The sequence below is a fragment of the Anoxybacillus andreesenii genome, from assembly GCF_030813005.1.
Classification (GTDB): Bacteria; Bacillota; Bacilli; order Bacillales; family Cytobacillaceae; genus Robertmurraya; species Robertmurraya andreesenii.
Genome location: NZ_JAUSTU010000022.1, coordinates 22,471 through 44,371 on the forward strand (window position 1 = coordinate 22,471; position 21,901 = coordinate 44,371).

Here is a 21,901-nt window from a genome sequence, read left to right on the forward strand (position 1 = left end):
ACTCCTCATACCCTTATGGTTTTATCTCTTCCATCATCTCAATCACGACATCTTCATTTATAATTTCTCCCTTATGGATCTTCACAATTTTTCCTTCTTTATCAATAAGGAAGGTGATTGGGAGAGGGTCAACTCCATAAGCTGTTAATACTTCCTGTTTCTTATCATTTAATATTGGAAAAGTAAGGCCATGTCGCTTAATAAATTCATTTATGACAACATCTGATTCTCCAATATTGACTGCTAACACTTGAATTCCATTATCTTTATTTTTCTGATATTGACTTTCCATGTAGGGCATTTCTCGCTTACAAGGTTTGCACCAAGTTGCCCAGAAATTTAGGAGAACTCCTTTTCCTTCGTAATCAGAAAGACGATGCTTTTCACCATTCATATCCGTTAGAACAAAATCAGGTGCCTTTTTACCTTCCTCTACTTTCTCCATATCATCCTTCGTGAAATTTGAATATAAGGTGTAAACAACGGCAGCCCCAAGCAGGATCAGGATGACCGTGCGTATGATTAGACGCTGCTTCTTCATATGTATTCTCCCCCTAGATAGAACAAAATTTGCGCAGTCGAAATTATTATATCACTTTTCAACATCCACATATTGTTTTCACTATCGCTATGTGTGACACTTCTATGAATTTTTTATTAAGTGAAAAATTTCACATCTTGCGTATTACCTCATTTTTTAGATACATTGGAAAATCATGATTTAGAGGCGGTTGCTAACGTGCGAAGCTGCTTGACCTCGTGCGGCGTCAATTCTCTCATATCACCTACATTTAAGCCCTGCAAGGATAGAAAACCATATCTTTCTCTTTTTAGCTTCATGACAGGGTGTCCGATCGCCTCGAGCATTCTCCGAACCTGCCTGTTTCTCCCCTCATGAATAGCGATCTCCATAATCGCTGTCTGTTTCCTTTTATCAAAGCTGATCATCTTCACCTTTGCCGGAGCTGTCCTTCCATCCTCTAGTAAAATACCTTTTTCCAGACTTCTAACTTTCTCCTTCGCTGGAATTCCTTTTACCTTTGCGACATAAACTTTTTCAATTTCATTCCTTGGGTGCATAAGCAGATTCGCAAATTCGCCATCATTCGTTAGCAGCAATAATCCCGAAGTGTCATAATCCAGCCGACCCACCGGGTAGACGCGCTGCTTAATCGCCGGAAGAAAATCTGTCACGACCTTCCTTCCTTTCTCATCCTTCACACTCGAAATTACACCACGTGGTTTATAAAATAAAAAGTAAACCGGCTCCTCCCGTTCCACTGGAATTCCGTTCACTTCAACCTTGTCTGTTGAAGATACTTTATAACCAAGTTCCTTAATTATTTTTCCGTTCACAGTCACTTTTCCCTCTACAATGAGCTGTTCCGCTTTTCGTCTTGAAGCAAAGCCTGCGTGGGCAATCACCTTTTGTAATCTATCCATTATGTCACCTCTGACCAGTTCCTAAAAAAATATTTTCGTTCTAGTGAATTATGACATAAGTCTTTCCATTTTCAAAGTCATCAAATTTTGATCTTCCCGAGCAATGCTCCGAACAGGTATAAAAATTGTCTGACGGCACATCTTCTCTTCGTTACCTGATCAAAAAAAAGACGCCTCCCTGAAGCATCTTCCAGAAATTCTATTAGCCTCCAAATACTATCGTCACCACGATAATCGCAGCGGTTATTCCTACTAAATCCGCGAGCAAGCCCACCTTCAATGCGTCACCCATTTTCTTAATGCCGACAGCCCCAAAATAAACGGTCAAAATATAAAAGGTTGTATCCGTACTTCCTTGAATGGTTGCAGCCAAGCGTCCAATGAATGAATCAGGTCCATAGGTCGCCATGAGATCACTGGTCATCCCTAAGGCAGCGGTGCCCGAAATGGGACGTATGATCGCAAGAGGAGCGACCTCTGCCGGAACTCCTATAGCATTTAGCCCTGGGCGAATGAGATCTATAAGGAAATCTAGTGCTCCAGAAGCTCGAAATACCGAGATCGCCACGAGCATTCCAACGAGAAAGGGAATGATCGAAACAGCAATCTTAATCCCTTCCTTGCCACCTTCGACAAAGCTCTCATATGTAGGAACCTGCTTATAGGTCCCATATAAAAGAATTAAAGCAATTAGTACAGGAATAAACCATAAGGAAATAATAGAAACAATACCCATTTATCGATCATCCTTTTCGACTTCTTCGATAGTGGAAATAACGGTCGATGATAATTGCTCCCAATGTTGAGCAGGTGGTCGCAATTAATGTTGTCCCCACAATATCTGTCGGTGTCGCAGAGTTATAATTCATTCGTATCGCAATAACAGTGGTTGGAATGAGTGTTATACTAGACGTATTGATCGCGAGAAAGGTAATCATCGAGCGACTGGCCTCGTTTAGCCCGCCATTCAGCTTTTTCATTTCTTCCATCGCCTTGATACCTAGGGGAGTCGCTGCATTCCCCAAACCAAACAAATTGGCCATCATATTCGAGAGGATGTAGCCCATCGCAGGATGATCATTCGGAACTTCTGGAAAAAGTCGATTAACGATCGGACGAAAGAGCTTTGCTAGTATTTTCAAAAGCCCTGCTTCCTCGGCGATTTTCATCATTCCTAGCCAGAAGACGAGAATACTAATAAGTCCGATACAAAGGGTCACCGCCTCCTTTGCACCAGAAAATACCGCCTCATTCACTTCCCCCATCGTTCCATTAAACATCGCAAAAACAATGCCGATTACCGTCATACAAACCCATATCAAATTAACCATTTGTCCTCACACCAGTCATCGCAGTAAATAGATTTTTTATTCTTTCAAACATCGAAGGCTTTTGTTCTCCTTCTTGTTCAAAATAGATGGGGAGCTCCTTAATGGGCTTATCGGAGAAATAAATGATCGCTTTCCCTACAACAGCTGGGGCCGTTCCGGTTTCTTTCCATTCATCCTTTGGCTTTTCTAGCACTAATTCAATATGAAACTGCTCCTTTTCTCGCTCAGTGACAGGGAAACTATATTCATGCGCGAGGAAGACCCTTTTCTTATAAAATTTGTCCTTAACCTTTGAAAGCATCCCATCATCCACAACCTGGACCATATCATATTTTCTGAATCCCATTTCAAACATATTGATATGGTCGTTCCAGTCATCGGGTGCATTCAATGTGACAGCAATTAAATTCATATCTCCCTTTTGCGCCGTGCTCACCAGCGTTCTTTTCGCTAGTTTTGTATATCCTGTTTTTCCACCTGTACAATAATCATAAAGGTCAGTTAATAGCCTGTTTTTATTCCTCCAAACCCGATCCCATTTTTCGGAGGGGTTCGGTGCTCGATATTCATCTGTCCCAGAGATTTCTCTGAATGTTTCATTCTCCATAGCGTATTTCGTTAGAAGAGCCATATCATAAGCGGTTGAATAATGGTTATCAGAGTCATCCAGCCCATGTGGATTATTGAAATGAGTATTTACCATGCCAATTTCCTCCGCCTTCTGATTCATCAAAAAGACAAATCCCTCTAAGCTCCCCCCTACATGCTCTGCAATTGCCACAGCTGCATCATTACCAGATCTTAGCATCAAGCCATATACTAAATCCTCGAGCTTAATCTTTTCATTTGGCTTTAAATACAGGGATGAACCTTCTGTTACAACCGCCTCATTACTAACCTTCACCATCTCATCTAATCTGCCTGATTCAATAGCTAAGATGGCTGTCATAATCTTAGTTATACTTGCAATTCTTCTTTTTTCATGGGCCGCCTTTTCAAATAGAACCCTCCCCGTTTCCTGTTCCATTAAGATCGCATTGCGAGCGCTAACTGAAACAGAAGCCTCTACCTTCTGTGGAAGATTGGTTAGGAGCAGTGAAGAAATTAGGAAAAAAATCATCAGCTTCCACTTCATATTCATTAAGAAAACCCTTCCTTTTGTAAATTGTTGACCTTTTTTTACAAGGCTGTTATCGCAATATTTGTACAAGTTTATGCTAGACAAGGGGTGTTATGACAAAAAAGTAAGGTCTGTTTCAAACGGCTAAGCTTTTTTTGACCGGGTTCGAAAAGAAGCAAAAATAAAAATGAGCCACTAAAGAGTACCAATCCTCTTTGTTGACTCATTGTTTTGAAGCACTGTTAGAAGGGCTTCCACATTAACTGCCTTGCCTTTAGAAATCTTTGCTCGACATCCTTCCAATTAACGATCTCCCACCATTTTTTCACGTATTCACTGCGATTATTCTTATATTGCAGATAATAGGCATGCTCCCATACATCTAAGACCAATAATGGAATCGTATCCCACTGGGTTAACAGCATATGTCTTTCCGATTGCAGGATTTCCAAATGCCTTGCTCTCGGTGACCAAACAAGGATCGCCCAGCCTACACCTTCGACTGCTTTAGCCGCTTCAGAAAATTGTTGTTTAAAAGCTTCAAAGCTACCAAAATACTGTTCTATGTCCTGCAGAAGCTTGCCTGAGGGAGCACCCCCTCCATTTGGGCTCATATTATTCCAAAAAATCGTATGCAAATAATGACCTGACCCGTGGAAGGCCAGCTCCCTAGACCAATGTTTGATAAGCGAAAAATCCCCTGTTGTCCTCGCCTCTTTTAACTTCATTTCCGCTTTGTTCAACCCATCTACATAGGATTGATGATGCTTCGTATGATGCAGCCTCATTATCTCCTCGGAAATAACCGGCTCAAGAGCATGATATGGATAGGGGAGTGGTGGCAATGAATGCTCTCCCGCTTCGACCATCGGCTCCTTCATGAAAATCGTTCCAATAGGGGTGCGATTAACAAAATACGCCTCCATATGATGATGGAGATCATCTACTTGCGCCTGCAGCTTTAGTAGCTCGTTGTCATTCATTTGATCTGGCTGTTTGATGTTTTCCATGATCTCAGCCAGCCGGTCTAATTCCGACCAAATTTCTTCACTCTTATCAATTTGTTCAGATTGCAAATAGCTTTTCCATCCCTCATTCCATTCTATAAAATCATGAATATACTCTTCAAACTTTCCCATCCTTCACCCTCATTTCCATTCATAACATCCCTCCATTATCGTATGAATGGGCGATGACTATGTGTCAAAAAAAAGCCCTATCCACTTAGGGATAGAGCTCAGACACTGTCTATGCAGATTACAATTCGTAGCCTTTGTTGTTTTCTAGTGATTCAGCAATGCTCTTAAGCTTTTCATAATCAAGATCCTGAAAAATGCTTGCAAATTCCTTTTCAGTACTCACGTAAATTCTTTTTCGATTTCGCAATTCAGGATTCTTAACTAACGCTGCTAGCGCTACGATATCTCTGAAGAACACCTCTTTAGAACCAAACTGAAAAACAGGATCCTCATGAAAAGGAGAAAAGTTTCCCTTTAATTGTTCAAAATAGCGGACGTATAACACGTGTAGAGTCTTCTCAGAACCGCCCTCTGTGAAGGTAACCTCACTCCGATTAAAAAAATCCTCTGACGTATTTGGTAAAGCCTTTTCTAATTCATACCCCTTGCATGCTTTTAAAATCATAAGACCATCCCTTATTTTTGTCATTCTATTAGGTTACTAACCTGAAACTGCTACCATCATTCTAACATAATCCCTTCCAAATGTGTCAGAAATATCAAGTTTCGAGGGTCTCCTGAAATTTTTCAAAAAACAGATCTGCCTCTTCCTGCACATATTCTTCCTCTACCTTCTCTGGTAAAGGCGGGAGCTCTTCTAAATTTCTTAATCCAAAATAATCTAGGAATTCCTTTGTTGTCCCGTAAAGGATGGCTCGCCCCGTCCCTTCAGCTCGTCCAACCTCTTTGATGAGGACCTTTCCGATTAAGGTTTGCAGCGGTCTCTCTGTTTTGACGCCACGAATTTCTTCAATTTCGGCTCTTGTAATTGGTTGCTTATAGGCAATAATTGCCAATGTTTCAAGAGCTGCCTGGGACAATGTTGACGTGGTTGGAGATTCAACTAGTCTCTTTAGATAGATGGAGTGTTCCTTTTTGGTAGCAAGCTGATAGTTTTCTCCAAACTGAACAATGGTAATTCCACGATTTGGATCGCTGTTATAATCCTCCGTAAGTTGAAGAAGAATTTCCTGAGTAAATGCCATATCAATCTCCAAAACCTGCGAGAGTTGTTTGATCGATAATCCTTCATCACCTGCTGCAAAAAGAAGACTCTCTAATATGCCATTCCAATTGATGACTTCCAAGTCCAGTCACTCCTTCCCCATCACAAATATATCTGAAAAATTACTGTCTTGCTCAACAATAATTTCCCTTCGTTTCATCAGCTCCAATATAGCTAAAAAAGTGACGACGAGATATTCCTTCTCATTACTCGGAAACAAGTCAAAAAAGCTTCTTCGCCCCTTATTCACCCTTAAGTCTTGCAGAATTTCATCCATTCTTTGCTCAATGGGAATCTCCTGCCGGGTAATCTTGGTCGATAGCGGTCTTTGGAGCTTTTTCCTTCGTAAAAGCTTCTGAAGAGCACCGAGCATATCGTAGAGCGATACGTCTAAATCGAGCTTGTCTGTCTTAACCTCACTAGAGTAATCAGATAAATCGCTCGGAGGCTTGGTAAACATTAGCCCTCTTTCAAGCTCTAAATTCTTCAAGTCAGAAGCCGCTTCCTTGTACTTCCGATATTCAATAAGCCTTTCGACTAGCTCATCCCTTGGGTCTTCCTCCTCAGCAAACTCCAATTCATCATCCAATGACTCCTCATGCTTTGGGAGAAGCATTTTGCTTTTGATCGCAAGGAGAGTGGCAGCCATTACCAAATATTCACTTGCTAGGTCAAGCTCTAATTCCTTCATCGTATGTATATAAAGAAGATACTGTTCCGTAATTTCCGCAACTGGAATATCGTAAATATCAATTTCGAGACGATTGATCAGGTGCAGAAGCAAATCGAGCGGCCCTTCAAAAGCATCAATCTTCACATTATAGTGTAACTTTTCCACTCATACTTCCCCTAACTCACAGTGTAATCATCCACAAGCATGACGATTACACCATTAAAATCTATTTTAAGTATAGAGGATTCGTTTAGGTTATCCAATAGAAATTTCCTCCTTTCACTTCCCCGAAGGTGAATATTTCCACTTTGAACTTCAGGATATGAGCCCAGACCATTTTTGTCATATGCTCATACGATGTAATTGTATCAAAAAAGCAAAAATAGGAGGTAAAATATATGTCTGCAGGTGGAAGCTATGGATTTGGTGCAGGGTTTGCTTTAATTGTGGTCCTGTTCATCCTGCTAATCATTGTTGGTGCTGCTTGGTTATAAAAAATTTGCATAAATGCCCAGAGCCTGCTCTGGGCATTTTGTTAGTTTTTTAAGCTCAAGGGTCGACCTAAAAATCATTCTAAGGTAAACTTATTCCAAATAGGGATAGGAGGTAGTGCCTTTGTATCCGAAGGAATATATAGAATACTTAGTCCATTTTCACGGGGAGCGGGATTATTTTGAATGTCATGAAATATTAGAGGAATATTGGAAAAAAGTCGATAAAAATAACAAAAAATCAATACTTGTTGGCTTTATTCTTCTTGCGGTATCCAATTACCATCATCGCCTTAGAAATTGGAGCGGGGCCATTCGTACCTTACAGAAATCGATCAATATTTTTCACGAGCAAAAAGAGCAGCTAGAACATTATGGGTTGACTTTGAACGTACTTTCCCCCCTTTTGAAGGAACGTCTTACTTCCATTCAAAATCATCAAGACTACAAAAGTATGAACCTACCTATTCAGGATCCTGAGCTGTTGGAGGTTTGCAAAAAAGCTTGTCTCGAAAAGAATTTCATTTGGGGGCAGGAAAGTGATTTAACAAATGAAGAACTCGTGCAGCGCCATTCAAAAAGAGATCGGAGTGGCGTTATTGAGGAAAGGAATCAAGCACTCCTAGTAAGACAGAGGAAAGGCAAGGAATAGACTTATTCCTTGCCTTGTATACTTTCATCGACATCACATTTTTCAATAAATTCAGCTGTTTCATTGTTTGCCTGAAGCTTCTTGTCAGGCAAAAGCTCTTTCAATGCTTTGACCATCGTTTTTCCAATTCCTTGATGGCGGTGAGACGGATTGACGGATATATGCTGAATTTCAATCAGATCGTCCTCTAAAAAAACTACGCCAATAAGCCCGATAATATCCTCTTCTTTCCATAGAAAGAGCTGATATTGGTCCGACATTTCATATTGCTTCATGGTGCTCTGCAGCTTTTTTAAATCCTTTTCATTTGGCATAAAGGACAATAAACCCATCGCAATTTTTTCAAACGCCTTTTTATAACGAATTAGCATTTCGATCCCTCAATTAATGGAGTAACATATCAATTCTATTTTTTCCATTTTCTTCACTTTTTAAACTAGCTAACAAACCTTACCTCTAAGTAGTATATGTCATCGTTCATTTGTGGTTCTTACAAGAGAAACGCTCTGCGAAAACAGTCAATAAGAAAGACTCCATTGATATTATCATACAAGATTTATAGAATTTCTTCAATTGGTTTTCATCTAATCATGTGTAGTCTATAATATGGATAAGCCATATTCATTGGTGAAACCTTCCACATCAAGAATCCGTCTATCAATAAAAGAAACTCATTTAGAAATGATATTATGTTTTTCCTAGGAGGCACTTACATGAAAAAGATAAAAATCACGCTTTTCTTACTTTGCTTGCTCTTCCTTTTGCCAATCCAAGCATTTGCGGATATGGTCGAAGGGGATATGATTGTAACGCTCGGAGAAAATCTAACCGAAGAGCAGAAAAATATGCTTCTTGCTGAAATGAATGCACCTAAGGATGTAGAAGTCATCACCGTATCAAATAAAGAAGAGCATCAATACTTGGGGAATTATATTTCTAAATCCTTAATTGGTACAAAGGCGATTTCATCCTCTGCGATTACTGTGGCAAAGAAAGGCTCTGGACTTGAAGTCAAAACGAAAAACATCAACTGGGTTACAGATGAAATGTATATCAATGCCCTTATTACTGCTGGGGTAAAGGATGCAAAAATCTATATTACTGCTCCCGTGTCCGTTTCTGGAACAGCCGCACTTACTGGAATCATAAAAGCTTACGAAATTTCTGCGGACACCACCATTCCTGAGGATGTCAAGCAAGCGGCAAACGAAGAGATGGTACAAACTGCACAATTAGGTGAATCGGTTGGGAATGAAAATGCAGCTGCTTTAATTGCGAAAATAAAAGAAGAAATTGCCAAGAATCCACCGAAAACCGATGAAGATCTCCGCGCAATTATTGAAAGAGCAGCAAAAGATCTAGGAATTAGCCTAACAGATCAGCAAATGCAAAGCTTAATTGATTTATTCAATAAAATTAAAGATTTGGATATTGACTGGAACCAGGTGAGCGATCAGCTTAACAAAGCGAAAGACAAAATTTCTAAGTTCCTTGAAAGCGAAGAAGGACAAGGCTTTTTGGAAAAACTGAAGGATTTCTTTGTAAGCCTGATTGACGCCATCAAGAGCTTCTTCTCAAAATAAATAGTCGTAAATAAATAAGCTGCCCATTCCCGGCAGCTTATTTATTTACTTTTTCCAACAAAGGCAAATCGAATTGAACGAGGTCATCGAAGGTTTCCCTTCTGACGACAAGCCTTGCTTGACCATTTTCTACAAAGACTACGGGAGGACGAGGAATACGATTATAGTTATTTGCCATCGAATACCCGTAAGCACCCGTGCAAAATACAGCCAAAATGTCGTCCTGTCCAGCCTTAGGAAGGGGCAAATCCCAAATAAGCATGTCCCCGGATTCACAGCATTTTCCCGCTATCGAAACCGTTTCCTCCACCGGCTCAAGGACTCTATTAGCTAAGACCGCCTCATATTTCGCCTCGTATAAGGCAGGACGAATATTATCACTCATTCCACCATCAACAGCTAAATAGTTTCGAACATTTGGCACTTCTTTTCTAGACCCGGTCTTGTATAGAGTTGTCCCTGCATCTCCCACAAGCGAGCGCCCTGGCTCAATCCAAATTTCAGGTACCTCCATATTGAAATGACGAGCCTGCCTCTTGACCTCCGAAATAATCTCCTCCACATATTTTGCAGCAGGAATCGGCTGATCCTCTTTCGTATAGCGAATGCCAAAACCACCACCCAGATTCAGCACCTTAGCCTCAAATTGAAAAGCCTCTCTCCATTCATGCAGCTTTGAAAAAATCTTTCTCGCTGCCAATAGAAATCCCGTTGTTTCAAAAATTTGAGAACCAATATGACAATGTACACCAAGTAAATGGATATATTCAGATTTTAGGGACTGCTCAAGAGCCATAGTTGCCTGTCCATTCTGTAAATCAAAGCCGAACTTTGAATCTTCCTGACCAGTCAAAATATAATCATGTGTATGGGCTTCAATTCCAGGTGTGACTCTCAGCAGGATATCTGCTTTGATCTTTTTTTCCCGACATAGCTCCTCAAGCATATTCAGTTCATGAAAATTATCGACCACGATACACCCAATCTCATGATTCAATGCCATCAATAATTCGTCGCGGCTTTTATTATTTCCATGAAAGTGAATTCTTTTCACAGGAAACTCTGCAGCTATTGCAGTGTATAATTCACCACCGGAAACGACATCGAGCGACAACCCCTCTTGCTCTGCCAGCTGAACCATGGCAATGGTTGAAAAAGCTTTGCTTGCGTATGCAACCTGTGCTTTCACACCCATTCTCTCAAATGTTTCCTTATAGCCTCTCGCCCGCTCGCGTATGAGGGCTATATCATATACATATACTGGAGTTCCGAATTCCTTAACGATGTCAAGTGTATCAACTCCACCTATTTCCAAATGACCCTTTTCGTTCACCCTGGATGTGCCGTGTAAGAACATAAGATATCCCCTCGTTCCTCGTGTTAATTGCAAATTAATTGAACGACCTCTAGAAAAACCCTTTAATGCGATAAAGAAACTTTATCATAAATGAGGGGAAACTTCAATTCCACAATTTTCACAAAAAATATCCATAATCCTACATGTCTTAAGAATTGGACGCTTGTTTTTGCCTGTTTCTTGGCTGAACAATACTTGGACGTATTTTTGAACCCGGACTTGAATTTCGAATAATAATTTGCAAAAATGCCTTCGGACTAAATGGAATAAGCGGCCACAAATACGGAGTTTTTAGTGAGCGGATGCTCGCCATTAATAGAATAAAAACAGTGGTCCCTATCACTAGACCCGGAACTTTGAAAATGGCCACTGCACTTAATAATAGCAGCTTGACAATATTATTAGCCATGCCTACCTCATAGCTTGGTGTCGCAAAGGTACCCATTGCCGATACAGCAACATAGAGAATCACCTCGGGCACAAATAATCCCACATCAATGGCAATTTGCCCGATTAATACAGCCGCTATTAAGCCCATAGCGGTAGCGAGCGGTGTTGGCGTATGTATCGCCGCCAGCCTTAGAAACATCAAGCCAAGCTCAGAGAAGAAGATTTGCAGGACAATCGGAATATGAGATTTCTCATTCGGTCCGATAAATTCCAGTTTCTTGGGTAAAAGCTCAGGTTCTAGAACGAATAATAGCCATAGGGGTAGCAAAAACAATGAGCCAAAAACGCCTAGAAATCTACACCAACGGATAAAGGTACCAACAGCTGGAGATTGGCGATATTCTTCCGCATGCTGCAAATGATGAAAAAATGTTATCGGCGTAATGATCACACTCGGCGAAGTACTAACATATATTAGGACATGTCCCTCGAGTAAATGGGTGGCAGCTACATCTGCTCTTTCCGTATATCGCACCATCGGATAGGGATTATAGCCTTGCTTAACCAAATATTCCTCAACTGCTTTATCAGCCATCGTTAACCCATCGACCTCTATCGCTTTTAACTCCTTGCGAATGATGTCAATTAAATCAGGATTCGCAACATCCTTCACATAGCCTATCGCAATATCTGTTTTCGACCGTTCCCCGACTCGAAGAATTTCAAATCTTAATCTTTCATCCCTGATTCTCAGTCTTGTTAAGGCTGTATTTAGAACGATATTTTCGACAAATCCATCTCTCGAACCTCTGACAACCTTTTCTGTTACGGGCTCCTCCGGCTGTCTTCCTGGGTAATTTCTTACATCAACGGCGAAGGCTTCTTTTTCACCCTCCATCACAATGACGATTAACCCAGATAGAAGTTGATCGACTAGCTCGTCCAAGCTCTTCATTGGGGTCACAGATTGATGCAATAACCGGTTTTGAATTAAATCGTATAGGTCCTTTAAATATTTTTCATGATCATTAAGCTCCACGAGTTCCTTAATAATTTGAACAATTGGAATCGTGTCGCATAAACCATTAACTGAATAGATGTGAACATCCTTCTTGAGAATTTTTATTTTTCTAATACTCAGATCAAAGCTTTCCCCGAGACCAATACGTTCCTTCATAAAACGTTCCACATCATCAGGGACTGCTGGTATTGGGATTTTTTCTGAAGATGCTTTACTGGTCATAAAATCCGCTCCTTTCTAGGATGACTTCGATCGCTTTTTTCGTAATGGGCGCGCCAACTTCATAGGAGTCCATACCTGCCATTTTCCCTATATCACCAACGCCAATCACAACAGGAGCCTTGAGCCCATCTAGACAATAGACCGTATCACCATACAGTCTTCCTAGTTCAAGCTCTGGTTCGCCATATTTATCTACCCCATAGGGTGTTAGTTCTCCATAACGATCAACACTTATATCTATTTTTGTCCATTCACCTTGGTTCTTTTTTGCTGCCACCGCCAGGACTCCTAATACTTCAATATCTGGGTGATTGGCCACGTATTTAAGCGCCGTCTCCCCATATCCTTCGCCTACAATTCCACTATCATCAAACATGACTAGAATAGGCTCCTGCTTAGCTTTTTTAATTAACTTGACTATTTCTTGACCAGATAATGAAGTAGGATTTCCATGTGACATGGAAATGCAGCGTCCTCCTATCTCTTGAGCAACATGTTCAATTGCTTTTCTGGCATACTCGTCTCCATCTGTAATGATAATGATTCGCCTTCGTTCACCCATAGATCATTTCCTTTCCCGCAGCTGGTGTGCTTTCTATCTTCCAACTAAATAGAGCCATTGATATAAAGAACCAAAGATTTTGCCAAAGACAAAAGCCATCATCAAGACGACAATTTTGTCCTCAATGCCAATTCTCTTCGCTAGTATAGGAAATACATTCAATACTTCTGTAAGTGCAGCAGCCATCGCTCCTACAAAAATTCCTCCTGCAAGTCCGAGTGGAATAAGTGTGAGTGAAGGGAAGAAAATTGCAGGATCCCTCAAGCTTCCCATTCCACCAATTAGTGCACCTGCAACAACAGCCCATTGGTACCAGATAATCATCTTCATTGTCTTTGTCAGCTGAGTAAGCCTAGGAATAATCCCCAAAACGGCTAAAAAAGCAACAAATCCAGATCCAACCGCAATTCCCCCAGCAAGACCAACAAAAATGACAAACAGGATTTTAATGACCATCGATGCGCTTCATGCTTTCTTTGTTTTCCGTTAGACTGACATATCGATCGAGATCCTGCTGGTAATTAAACATTTCTACTTCAAGAGGACTTGGTTCATCATTTAGCCGTTTGCGAAACACATGGTTAAAAAAAAGAATCATTCCTAAACCTAGTCCAATGGAGTATGGAATCTGGAATATCAACGGTCTTGCTTCTACTCTTCCCGTTATAATGGTATAAATTTTTTGCTGGGTAGCCTGCATGCTTACATCCTCGTGAAAATAGATAATGGCGAGGGCTGAACCAAAGAAAAGCAGGAGCCAGGTTAAAACAAAAAACGGGACAGACATCCTTTTCTTTTGATAGATCACTTCAATTATGGATTGTGATGGACCAATGGCTTGTACCTCTACACTATTGAAGGCCCGTGTGATTTTTTCTATTACCTCCATAACATCAATGATAATGATGTTGTTATCCTGTGCTTTGAAGGTATATACCTTAAGGTTTTGCAGGTCTTGATGAATTCTTTCGTGGGCGATAATTTGCGCGATATCCTTTAGAAGAACGGTATCATTCGGACGAATTTGGACACGATGTCTCATCCGGATATAAATGGTTTCTTCCATCACATACACATCCCAAACCTTGATTTCCTTGTACAAATAGTATGAGTAACAGCAATTTCCTTATGAACACCAAAAGTTTCCAGACTGGGAGTAGGGAGTGAACATCTTAGGTATGATACGAGCAGCGATGTGAATCAAGCCTTAGACCGTAAAGGATGCAAATCAAAGGTTAAATGGACACGAAAAGACCGTATGGATTACACATCCATACGGTCTTTCATTTCCTGTAGAATTTTCTTTTCCAGCCTTGAAACCTGGACTTGGGAGATACCAAGCCGTTCGGCCACTTCTGATTGGGTTTGATCCTTATAATAACGTAAATAGACAATGAGTCTCTCCCGTTCATCAAGCTCACGAATCGCTTCCTTCAAAGCGATCTTATCAAACCACTTTCCCTCATTCCCATCATCAATTTGATCAAGTAACGTAATGGGATCTCCATCGTTTTCATAGACGGTTTCATGAATGGAGGAGGGTGTTCTGTTCGCATCTTGAGCAAGAATAATATCCTCAGCGGAAATATCCAAAAACTCAGCTAATTCATTAATCGTTGGGATTCTTCCTAAATTTTTTGAAAGATCATCCTTTGCTTTGCGGATTTTATTGCTTAATTCTTTCAGGGAACGGCTGACCTTTACCGTCCCATCATCGCGAATAAACCGTTGAATTTCTCCAATAATCATCGGTACCGCGTAAGTGGAAAATTTCACATCATAGGATAAATCGAATTTATCGACTGATTTTAATAGCCCGATACAACCAATTTGAAACAGATCATCTGGTTCATATCCTCGATTAAGAAAACGCTGGACCACCGACCAGACAAGACGCATGTTTTTTTGCACAATTAGATCTCTTGCATCTCCGTCACCAGCTTGACTTTTTTTAATGAGCTCCTTAACTTCATGGTCCTTTAAGAAGTTTTCTTTCTTGTCAGTTTTTACCTCCACATCCATCGGCATACTCCCCTAATTGCATAACATTTTGCTTGTAGCCAAATGCTTCCTTAATCGAACTTCAGTTCCTTTTCCAACAGCAGTGTGAATTTCTATTTCATCCATGAAGTTTTCCATAATCGTAAATCCCATACCTGATCTTTCTAACTCGGGCTTCGTAGTAAACAATGGTTGACGGGCCTCTTCAACGTCCGCTATTCCTAAGCCTTCATCTTTAATCGACAAGTCGATAAATCCATCTTCAAGGGCAACGGATATATAGACGATTCCGTCTGGATTGCCCTCATATCCATGGATAATGGCGTTGGTCACAGCCTCTGACACCACTGTTTTGATTTCTGTTAGCTCATCCATCGTCGGATCAAGCTGGGCAATAAAGGCAGCGACAGTGATTCTCGCAAAGGATTCATTTTGACTTAAGGCGCGAAACTGTAGCTTCATCTCATTCTTCATGATTACGCTACCCCCAATCTTTCCAAAGCATATTGCTCTGTTGGCTCTAAGCGAATAATTTTGAACAAGCCAGACATATCAAATAATCTTTGGATGCTTGGAGAAATCGCACAAACGACCATTTCACCGTGCTGTTGCTTAATTTGCTTATATCGACCGAGAATGACACCAAGTCCTGAACTATCCATAAATGTAAGAAACTCTAAATTAAGGACGATGTGACGAATTTGATGTTCCTCTATTGTACTTGTTGCTCTTTCCCGCAATTCATCTGCCGAGTGGTGATCAAGCTCACCGCTAAGACGAATGCATAGTACATCTTGTTTGATTTCCATTTCAATGTCTAGACTCACTATCCATAGCCTCCTTAATCTTTCATAGTGAGTCAATTCGATGTTTCACAGTTTTTTTCCTTCCTGATAACAAAACTAGAAGCATTTCGCTAAAATAAGAAGATTTAAGCTGAATTTCGACAGACGCATTTTGAGCCAATTACTTAGATTTCGTAAACATGCCAAATGAGCGCTTATACAATACCCACCAACTTGCTTCTTTCACATCTGTACTTGCTACGAGTGGGCTCTTCACAATTGTTTTCCCATCTTTGACAAGTCGAAGCTCGCCTACTTTTTCTCCTTTTCTAACAGGTGCTTTAATGTCTTTCTTTAAGACAATCTCCTGTTTTACTGCATCAACGCTTTCACCCTTTTTTGTTAAAAGTGAAATGGGTTCGCTCGTGACCGCATCGATTTTTTTCTTATTCCCTTTGCTTACCTTCACTTTGTCTATGACAACATTACGCTTATACTTCGGGTGTGTTTCATATTGGCTAAATGCAAAATCTAGCATCTTGGTGATTTGTGCATTGCGCGATTTTGATGTTGGTGCACCGAATACGACCGCAATGACACGCATATTATTTTTTTGTGCAGTTGCTGTTAGGCAATACTTGGCCTCACTTGTGAATCCTGTCTTTAAACCGTCTACTCCTGGATAAAAGCGAACGAGACGATTCGTATTAACGAGCCAAAATTTCTTATCTGTATTTTCGCGTAGGTAGGATTCATATGTACCTGTATATTTTGTGATTTGCTCGTATTTCAAAAGCTCCTTGGCGATGATCGCCATATCATGAGCCGTACTATAGTGGTTTTCTGCTGGAAGTCCGGTTGTATTTTGGAATAATGTATTTTTTAGGCCTAAAGCTTTTGCTTTTTTATTCATATGCTCGACAAACGCTTCCTCTGAGCCAGCAATTCTCTCTGCCATAGCCACTGAGGCATCATTTGCTGAACCGATGGCAATCGCACTCAGCATTTCTTCCGTCGTCATTTCTTCGCCGGGCTCAAGAAATATTTGGGACCCGCCCATGGATGCGGCATACTCACTCGTTCTAATCTTTTCATCTATTTTTAATCTGCCGCTATCTATCGCTTCCATAATTAATAGCATCGTCATGATTTTCGTCATGCTCGCAGGAGGCAGCTGCTCATTGCTGTTTTTATCATATAGGACTGTGCCGGTGTCTCGTTCTATTAGAATTGCAGAACTTGCATCTTCTGCTAGATTGACTCCTGCTTTTTCTGCCGCCATAACAGCGGTTGAAATCATTGACATACCCATTATTGATACTAGGAACAAAGCTAGAAATCTTTTCATGACATAAACCCTCCATTCTTTATAAATCCATTTTTCACCAACACGGATAAAAATATACAAACAAACAAAAAAATACCAAGGGGAAAACCCTTGGTATTTTGGAACATATCGTTCGTGTATTATTCTGTTATTTCCTCATGGATTAGAATCGGTGCTTTGGTCTCTACCTTAGAGACTTTAATATTCTGATAAAGACTCTCTTTCACTGCTGAAATGTCCTCTGAATTACTATGAATTGTCAGCAAGGACTCTCCTTTTTTGACCCCGTCTCCGATTTTTTTGTGGAGAACAAAGCCTACGGCTAGATCGATGATCGAATCCTTCGTTGCTCTTCCAGCCCCAAGAAGCATGGCCGCCGTCCCAATCTCATCTGCTACCATTTCTGTGACATAGCCATCCTCTTGTGCTTCTAATTCAAAGGTGAATTTTGCTTGAGGGAGCTTGGCTGGATCATCCACCACCGTCGGATCTCCACCCTGTGCCTGAAGAAAGATCTTAAACGTCTCTAGTGCTTTTCCATTTTTAATCGCTTCCTCAAGCAGCGCTCTTGCTTCCTCAATGTTACTTGCTTTCTTGGCAAGGAGGACCATATGACTTCCCAACGTTAAGCATAGCTCTGTCAAATCTTCCGGACCCTCGCCCTTTAGCGTGTCAATCGCTTCTTTTACTTCCAGAGCATTCCCAATGGCGAAACCTAAGGGCTGGCTCATATCAGAAATGATGGCCATCGTTTTTCTTCCCACATTATTTCCGATTCGCACCATCGCTTTGGCCAGCTCTCTTGCATCCTCCACCGTTTTCATGAAGGCGCCTGCACCTGTTTTAACGTCTAGAACGATACAGTCGGCCCCTGCTGCGATTTTTTTACTCATGATGGAGCTTGCAATTAATGGAACACTGTCAACGGTTGCTGTTACATCACGAAGGGCGTAAAGCTTTTTATCTGCTGGAGTAAGATTCCCTGTTTGCCCAATTACAGCCAGCTTGTTTTGATTGACTAGGGTGATAAATTCTTCCTTTGTAATCTCCACATGAAAGCCTGAAATCGATTCAAGCTTGTCAATTGTTCCTCCCGTATGGCCTAGACCGCGTCCAGACATTTTCGCAACTGGGACACCAACGGATGCCACGAGTGGACCAAGTACGAGGGTTGTCGTATCGCCGACACCACCAGTTGAGTGCTTATCGACCTTCACGCCTTCTATTTTAGAAAGATCAATTTGTTCTCCGGATTCCACCATAGCCATTGTTAAGTCTGCTCTTTCCTTTTCTGTCATCCCTTGAAAATAAATTGCCATCGTCAGTGCACTGACCTGGTAATCGGGGATGTCGCCCTCTGTATAACCTTTAATAATATAGTTTATTTCTTCCGTACTGAGCTCCCTGCCATCCCGTTTTTTTTCAATTAAATCGACCATTCGCATTCTAATCATCAGCTCCTATTTCTTTCACCAATGCTTTCACTAAACGAAGGAAGTTCTCCTTAACCCTTTCGGTTGTTTCAATAACCTCTTCATGGTTTAATGGCTGATCTAAAATTCCTGAAGCCATGTTTGAGATACAGGAAATCCCTAGTACCTCAAGACCGCTATGTCTTGCCACAATTACCTCAGGCACCGTCGACATTCCAACCGCATCTCCACCAAGTGTGCGAATCATTCTTACCTCTGCTGGTGTTTCATATGTAGGACCAGTATTTCCAACGTATACACCTTCTTGAAGATCAATATTTAAGGCTTTGGCTACCGCTTTTGCTCTTTGAATCAAATCCTTTGAGTAGGCCTCAGACATATCTGGGAATCTGACACCTAATCGTGAATCATTGTGGCCAATCAGCGGATTTGAGCCCATATTATTAATATGATCCGTAATTAGCATTAAGTCCCCTGGAGAAAAATCCTTGTTTACGCCACCTGCCGCATTCGTAACGATAAGGGAGCCAACACCAAGCTCCTTCATAACCCGAACTGGAAAGGTAACCTGATCAAAGCTATAGCCTTCATAATAATGAAATCTTCCTTGCATTGCTACAACAGGTACACCGTTCAGCTTACCGAAGACAAGCTGGCCGGCATGGCCTTCTACCGTTGAAACTGGAAAGTCAGGAATTTGCTTGTAAGGCATACGAGCTGCCTCTTCTATTTCGTCAGCCAAGACGCCTAGCCCTGACCCAAGAATAAGCCCTATCATAGGCTGTATCGTCATTTCATTCTTAAGATAATCTGCTGCCTGTTTAATTTTTTCATAATTCATATGTATGCCCTCCTTTGAAACTGAACATTTCTATTTTCAGCACTGTCCGCCTGAGGTGGACAAAAGTGAAGAAATGTCCACCGGCGGTACCCGCTGGTCACTGCCATTGGCAGTGACTGGTACCGATTTTATTTTAAATCTTGCAGGAAGCTCTTTCCGTATTTTGGCATTTGTACCCGGAAGTTTTCTGCAACGGTGGCACCGATGTCTGCAAAGGTTTCCCTCAGTGGTAGCTCCCTGCCGTTGAGATTCTTCGTATAAACGAGGAGGGGCACGTACTCACGAGTGTGATCTGTTCCAGGATGAATAGGGTCGTTGCCATGATCCGCTGTAATGATGAGAAGATCATCATCCTTCATCCTTGCAAACACCTCTGGCAGCCTTGCATCATATTCTTCAAGGGCCTTTCCATATCCAATTGGATCCCTTCTATGTCCATAGAGAGCATCGAAATCCACTAAATTGAGGAAGCTTAGCCCCGTGAAATTCATGTCAAGGGTTTGCACAAGCTTATCCATTCCATCCATATTTGAAACCGTTCTGAGCGATTTTGTAACTCCTTCACCATCAAAGATATCGGAAATTTTCCCAATCGCAATCACATCGAGACCCGCATCCTTCATTTCGTTCATGACAGTGCGGTCAAATGGCTTCAATGCATAATCATGGCGGTTCGAGGTTCTTTGGAAATTTCCAGGTTCACCGATAAATGGTCTAGCAATTACTCTTCCCACCATGTATCTTTCGTCTAAGGTTAGCTCACGGGCAATTTTGCAAATTTCATATTGCTCTTCAATCGGGATAATCTCCTCATGGGCTGCAATTTGAAGCACAGAATCAGCAGAGGTATACACAATGAGCGCCCCTGTTTTCATATGCTCTTCTCCCAATTCAATAATGATTTCCGTCCCACTCGCAGGCTTATTCCCAATGACCTTTCTACCCGTCCTTGATTCCAGCTCAGAGATTAATTCCTCGGGAAATCCATTAGGAAAAACTTGAAAAGGCGTGCTAATATTGAGACCCATGATTTCCCAATGTCCAGTCATTGTGTCCTTTCCACTTGAAGCCTCCTGCATTTTTGTGTAAAACGCTAATGGATGCTCAACCGGCTTGATTCCTTTAATCTCTCTAATATTACTTAAACCAAGCTTCTCCATATTTGGCATATGAAGACCATTCATTCTTTCAGCAATATGTCCGAATGTATCCGCTCCGCTATCACCAAATTTCTCAGCATCTGGTGCTTCACCAATCCCAACGGAATCCATGACAACCAAAAAAATTCGTTTATATTGAAAAGACATTCCTACTCCTCCTATACAATCCAAAGTATCAAGAATCGGATCTTAAATTTAACTTTTTTTCCAACTATCAAATGCTTTCTTACTTTTCCCAGCTTCTTCTCTGAATACAAGTAAAATATAGTTGTCAGAAGTCTGACAACTATATTTTACCAAAATAAATCAGGAATAAACAAGAAAAAGCTACCTCTTACGGGAAGCTTTTTCTACTATTCTATGAACCTTTTAAGCTCGAGGATGAAATTGGGTATACACATCCTTTAGTCGTAGCTTTGTCACATGGGTGTAGATTTGAGTGGTTGATATATCCGCATGCCCAAGCATTTCTTGTACTGCCCTTAAATCTGCGCCATTTTCAAGCAAATGAGTCGCAAAGGAATGGCGCAATGTATGCGGAGTTAAATCCTTCTCAATCCCTGCTTCCTGAGTCAGGCGTTTTAGTATCTTCCAAAAACCCTGTCTTGTTAATCTTCGTCCATGATGGTTCAAAAATAATGCCTCATCTTTGTACTTCTTTGAAACAAATTGAGGACGCCCCTCATCTAAATATTTCTGAATGGCATCAGTTGCCTTTGAGCCTAGTGGGATAATCCGTTCCTTGTTCCCCTTTCCAATACAACGAATGAAACCCATTGATAAATGAGCATCCCCGATATCTAAACCAATCAGCTCGCTCACCCGGATACCAGTCGCATAAAGCAGCTCAAGCATTGCTTTATCCCTTAAGCCATAATGATCGTGCTCCTTTGGAAAATCTAGCAGCCGTTCCACCTCGCCCATGCTCAGCACCTTTGGCAGCGAGCGCTCAAGCCTTGGTGTGTCAATATGGACGGACGGATCCTGATCCGCTACCTTCTCTCTTAACAAAAATTGATGGAAGGCGCGAATCGATGCCACGTGTCGCGCCAGCGTCTTAGCCGATTTCCCTTGCTCCTTCAGGGTTTCTAAGAAACGAACAATCTGAATTCTTTGAACATCCTTTAGGCTCGTTAACCCTTCATTTTTTTGTAAGAATGCGATATAACTTTTAAGGTCCCGCTCATAAGAGACAATTGTATTTTGAGCTAGTCCCTTTTCTACTAATAAAAAATGGGTAAAATCCTTTAGCTGCAGCTCCATTA

26 protein-coding genes are annotated in these 21,901 nt (G+C 41.2%); 3 read left to right on the forward strand and 23 right to left on the reverse strand.

Annotated features, from left to right (window positions below):
* Positions 1–13: 13 nt before the first annotated feature.
* The 9 genes from resA to J2S07_RS17450 all read right to left on the reverse strand — a co-directional run bounded on the left by resA (position 14) and on the right by J2S07_RS17450 (position 6,976).
* Positions 14–541: a thiol-disulfide oxidoreductase ResA gene (resA, locus tag J2S07_RS17410; RefSeq protein WP_307151681.1), complete on the reverse strand. Its 528-nt coding sequence runs from the start codon at positions 539–541 to the stop codon at positions 14–16.
* Positions 542–714: 173 nt separating this feature from the next.
* Complete coding sequence (locus J2S07_RS17415) at positions 715–1,443, reverse strand: pseudouridine synthase (RefSeq protein WP_307151682.1); 729 nt, start codon at positions 1,441–1,443, stop codon at positions 715–717.
* Between the two features lie 202 nt (positions 1,444–1,645).
* Positions 1,646–2,179: a spore maturation protein gene (locus J2S07_RS17420; RefSeq protein WP_307151683.1), complete on the reverse strand. Its 534-nt coding sequence runs from the start codon at positions 2,177–2,179 to the stop codon at positions 1,646–1,648.
* 7 nt (positions 2,180–2,186) lie between these two features.
* Positions 2,187–2,774 (reverse strand): nucleoside recognition domain-containing protein, encoded by a 588-nt coding sequence (locus J2S07_RS17425; RefSeq protein ID WP_307151684.1) that lies wholly within the window; start codon positions 2,772–2,774, stop codon positions 2,187–2,189.
* Positions 2,767–3,909 (reverse strand): D-alanyl-D-alanine carboxypeptidase family protein, encoded by a 1,143-nt coding sequence (locus tag J2S07_RS17430; RefSeq protein ID WP_510182030.1) that lies wholly within the window; start codon positions 3,907–3,909, stop codon positions 2,767–2,769. The genes J2S07_RS17425 and J2S07_RS17430 overlap by 8 nt, the downstream gene beginning before the upstream one ends.
* Positions 3,910–4,136: 227 nt before the next feature.
* Positions 4,137–5,033: a superoxide dismutase gene (locus tag J2S07_RS17435; protein ID WP_307151686.1), complete on the reverse strand. Its 897-nt coding sequence runs from the start codon at positions 5,031–5,033 to the stop codon at positions 4,137–4,139.
* Positions 5,034–5,151: 118 nt separating this feature from the next.
* Entirely contained in the window at positions 5,152–5,538 is a 387-nt protein-coding gene (locus J2S07_RS17440) for a hypothetical protein (protein WP_307151687.1), read from the reverse strand.
* Positions 5,539–5,632: 94 nt separating this feature from the next.
* The gene (gene scpB, locus J2S07_RS17445) at positions 5,633–6,220 is read right to left on the reverse strand and encodes an SMC-Scp complex subunit ScpB (RefSeq protein WP_307151688.1); all 588 of its coding nucleotides are present in this window, start codon (positions 6,218–6,220) and stop codon (positions 5,633–5,635) included.
* Between the two features lie 6 nt (positions 6,221–6,226).
* Complete coding sequence (locus tag J2S07_RS17450; RefSeq protein WP_307151689.1) at positions 6,227–6,976, reverse strand: segregation/condensation protein A; 750 nt, start codon at positions 6,974–6,976, stop codon at positions 6,227–6,229.
* A gap of 233 nt (positions 6,977–7,209) precedes the next feature.
* Here J2S07_RS17450 and J2S07_RS17455 point away from each other — a divergent pair, with 233 nt between their 5' ends.
* Both J2S07_RS17455 and J2S07_RS17460 read left to right on the forward strand, forming a co-directional pair.
* Positions 7,210–7,305, forward strand: a complete 96-nt coding sequence (locus J2S07_RS17455) for a YjcZ family sporulation protein (protein ID WP_307151690.1) — start codon at positions 7,210–7,212, stop codon at positions 7,303–7,305.
* A gap of 115 nt (positions 7,306–7,420) precedes the next feature.
* Positions 7,421–7,954, forward strand: coding sequence for a DUF309 domain-containing protein (locus tag J2S07_RS17460; RefSeq protein ID WP_307151691.1), 534 nt, complete (start codon positions 7,421–7,423; stop codon positions 7,952–7,954).
* Positions 7,955–7,956: 2 nt separating this feature from the next.
* On the opposite strand, the gene J2S07_RS17465 is transcribed toward J2S07_RS17460, so the two are convergent.
* The gene (locus J2S07_RS17465) at positions 7,957–8,325 is read right to left on the reverse strand and encodes a GNAT family N-acetyltransferase (RefSeq protein ID WP_307151692.1); all 369 of its coding nucleotides are present in this window, start codon (positions 8,323–8,325) and stop codon (positions 7,957–7,959) included.
* Positions 8,326–8,667: 342 nt separating this feature from the next.
* Here J2S07_RS17465 and J2S07_RS17470 point away from each other — a divergent pair, with 342 nt between their 5' ends.
* A complete protein-coding gene (locus J2S07_RS17470; protein WP_307151693.1) occupies positions 8,668–9,537 on the forward strand; it encodes a DUF1002 domain-containing protein in 870 nt (289 codons plus the stop codon).
* Between the two features lie 37 nt (positions 9,538–9,574).
* Here the strand turns inward: J2S07_RS17470 and lysA are convergent, their stop codons facing one another.
* From lysA to xerD, 13 genes are all read right to left on the reverse strand, one after another.
* Positions 9,575–10,894 (reverse strand): diaminopimelate decarboxylase, encoded by a 1,320-nt coding sequence (lysA, locus tag J2S07_RS17475; protein ID WP_307151694.1) that lies wholly within the window; start codon positions 10,892–10,894, stop codon positions 9,575–9,577.
* A 148-nt stretch (positions 10,895–11,042) separates the two neighbouring features.
* Positions 11,043–12,527, reverse strand: coding sequence for a spore germination protein (locus J2S07_RS17480; RefSeq protein ID WP_307151695.1), 1,485 nt, complete (start codon positions 12,525–12,527; stop codon positions 11,043–11,045).
* A complete protein-coding gene (gene spoVAEA / locus J2S07_RS17485) occupies positions 12,517–13,089 on the reverse strand; it encodes a stage V sporulation protein SpoVABEA (RefSeq protein ID WP_307151696.1) in 573 nt (190 codons plus the stop codon). The genes J2S07_RS17480 and spoVAEA overlap by 11 nt, the downstream gene beginning before the upstream one ends.
* A gap of 33 nt (positions 13,090–13,122) precedes the next feature.
* A complete protein-coding gene (locus tag J2S07_RS17490) occupies positions 13,123–13,545 on the reverse strand; it encodes a stage V sporulation protein AB (RefSeq protein ID WP_307151697.1) in 423 nt (140 codons plus the stop codon).
* Positions 13,535–14,155, reverse strand: coding sequence for a stage V sporulation protein AA (locus tag J2S07_RS17495; RefSeq protein ID WP_307151698.1), 621 nt, complete (start codon positions 14,153–14,155; stop codon positions 13,535–13,537). The genes J2S07_RS17490 and J2S07_RS17495 overlap by 11 nt, the downstream gene beginning before the upstream one ends.
* Positions 14,156–14,352: 197 nt before the next feature.
* Positions 14,353–15,111, reverse strand: coding sequence for an RNA polymerase sporulation sigma factor SigF (gene sigF / locus J2S07_RS17500; RefSeq protein ID WP_307151699.1), 759 nt, complete (start codon positions 15,109–15,111; stop codon positions 14,353–14,355).
* A gap of 12 nt (positions 15,112–15,123) precedes the next feature.
* Positions 15,124–15,564 (reverse strand): anti-sigma F factor, encoded by a 441-nt coding sequence (gene spoIIAB / locus J2S07_RS17505; protein WP_307151700.1) that lies wholly within the window; start codon positions 15,562–15,564, stop codon positions 15,124–15,126.
* Positions 15,565–15,566: 2 nt separating this feature from the next.
* Positions 15,567–15,917, reverse strand: a complete 351-nt coding sequence (gene spoIIAA, locus J2S07_RS17510) for an anti-sigma F factor antagonist (protein ID WP_307151701.1) — start codon at positions 15,915–15,917, stop codon at positions 15,567–15,569.
* 139 nt (positions 15,918–16,056) lie between these two features.
* Positions 16,057–17,223, reverse strand: a complete 1,167-nt coding sequence (locus tag J2S07_RS17515; protein ID WP_307151702.1) for a D-alanyl-D-alanine carboxypeptidase family protein — start codon at positions 17,221–17,223, stop codon at positions 16,057–16,059.
* A gap of 119 nt (positions 17,224–17,342) precedes the next feature.
* A complete protein-coding gene (locus tag J2S07_RS17520) occupies positions 17,343–18,647 on the reverse strand; it encodes a pyrimidine-nucleoside phosphorylase (protein WP_307151703.1) in 1,305 nt (434 codons plus the stop codon).
* A 1-nt stretch (position 18,648) separates the two neighbouring features.
* Complete coding sequence (locus J2S07_RS17525) at positions 18,649–19,476, reverse strand: purine-nucleoside phosphorylase (protein ID WP_307151704.1); 828 nt, start codon at positions 19,474–19,476, stop codon at positions 18,649–18,651.
* Positions 19,477–19,604: 128 nt separating this feature from the next.
* Positions 19,605–20,783 (reverse strand): phosphopentomutase, encoded by a 1,179-nt coding sequence (gene deoB / locus J2S07_RS17530; protein WP_307151705.1) that lies wholly within the window; start codon positions 20,781–20,783, stop codon positions 19,605–19,607.
* A 222-nt stretch (positions 20,784–21,005) separates the two neighbouring features.
* Entirely contained in the window at positions 21,006–21,899 is an 894-nt protein-coding gene (gene xerD / locus J2S07_RS17535) for a site-specific tyrosine recombinase XerD (RefSeq protein ID WP_307151706.1), read from the reverse strand.
* Positions 21,900–21,901: the final 2 nt, after the last annotated feature.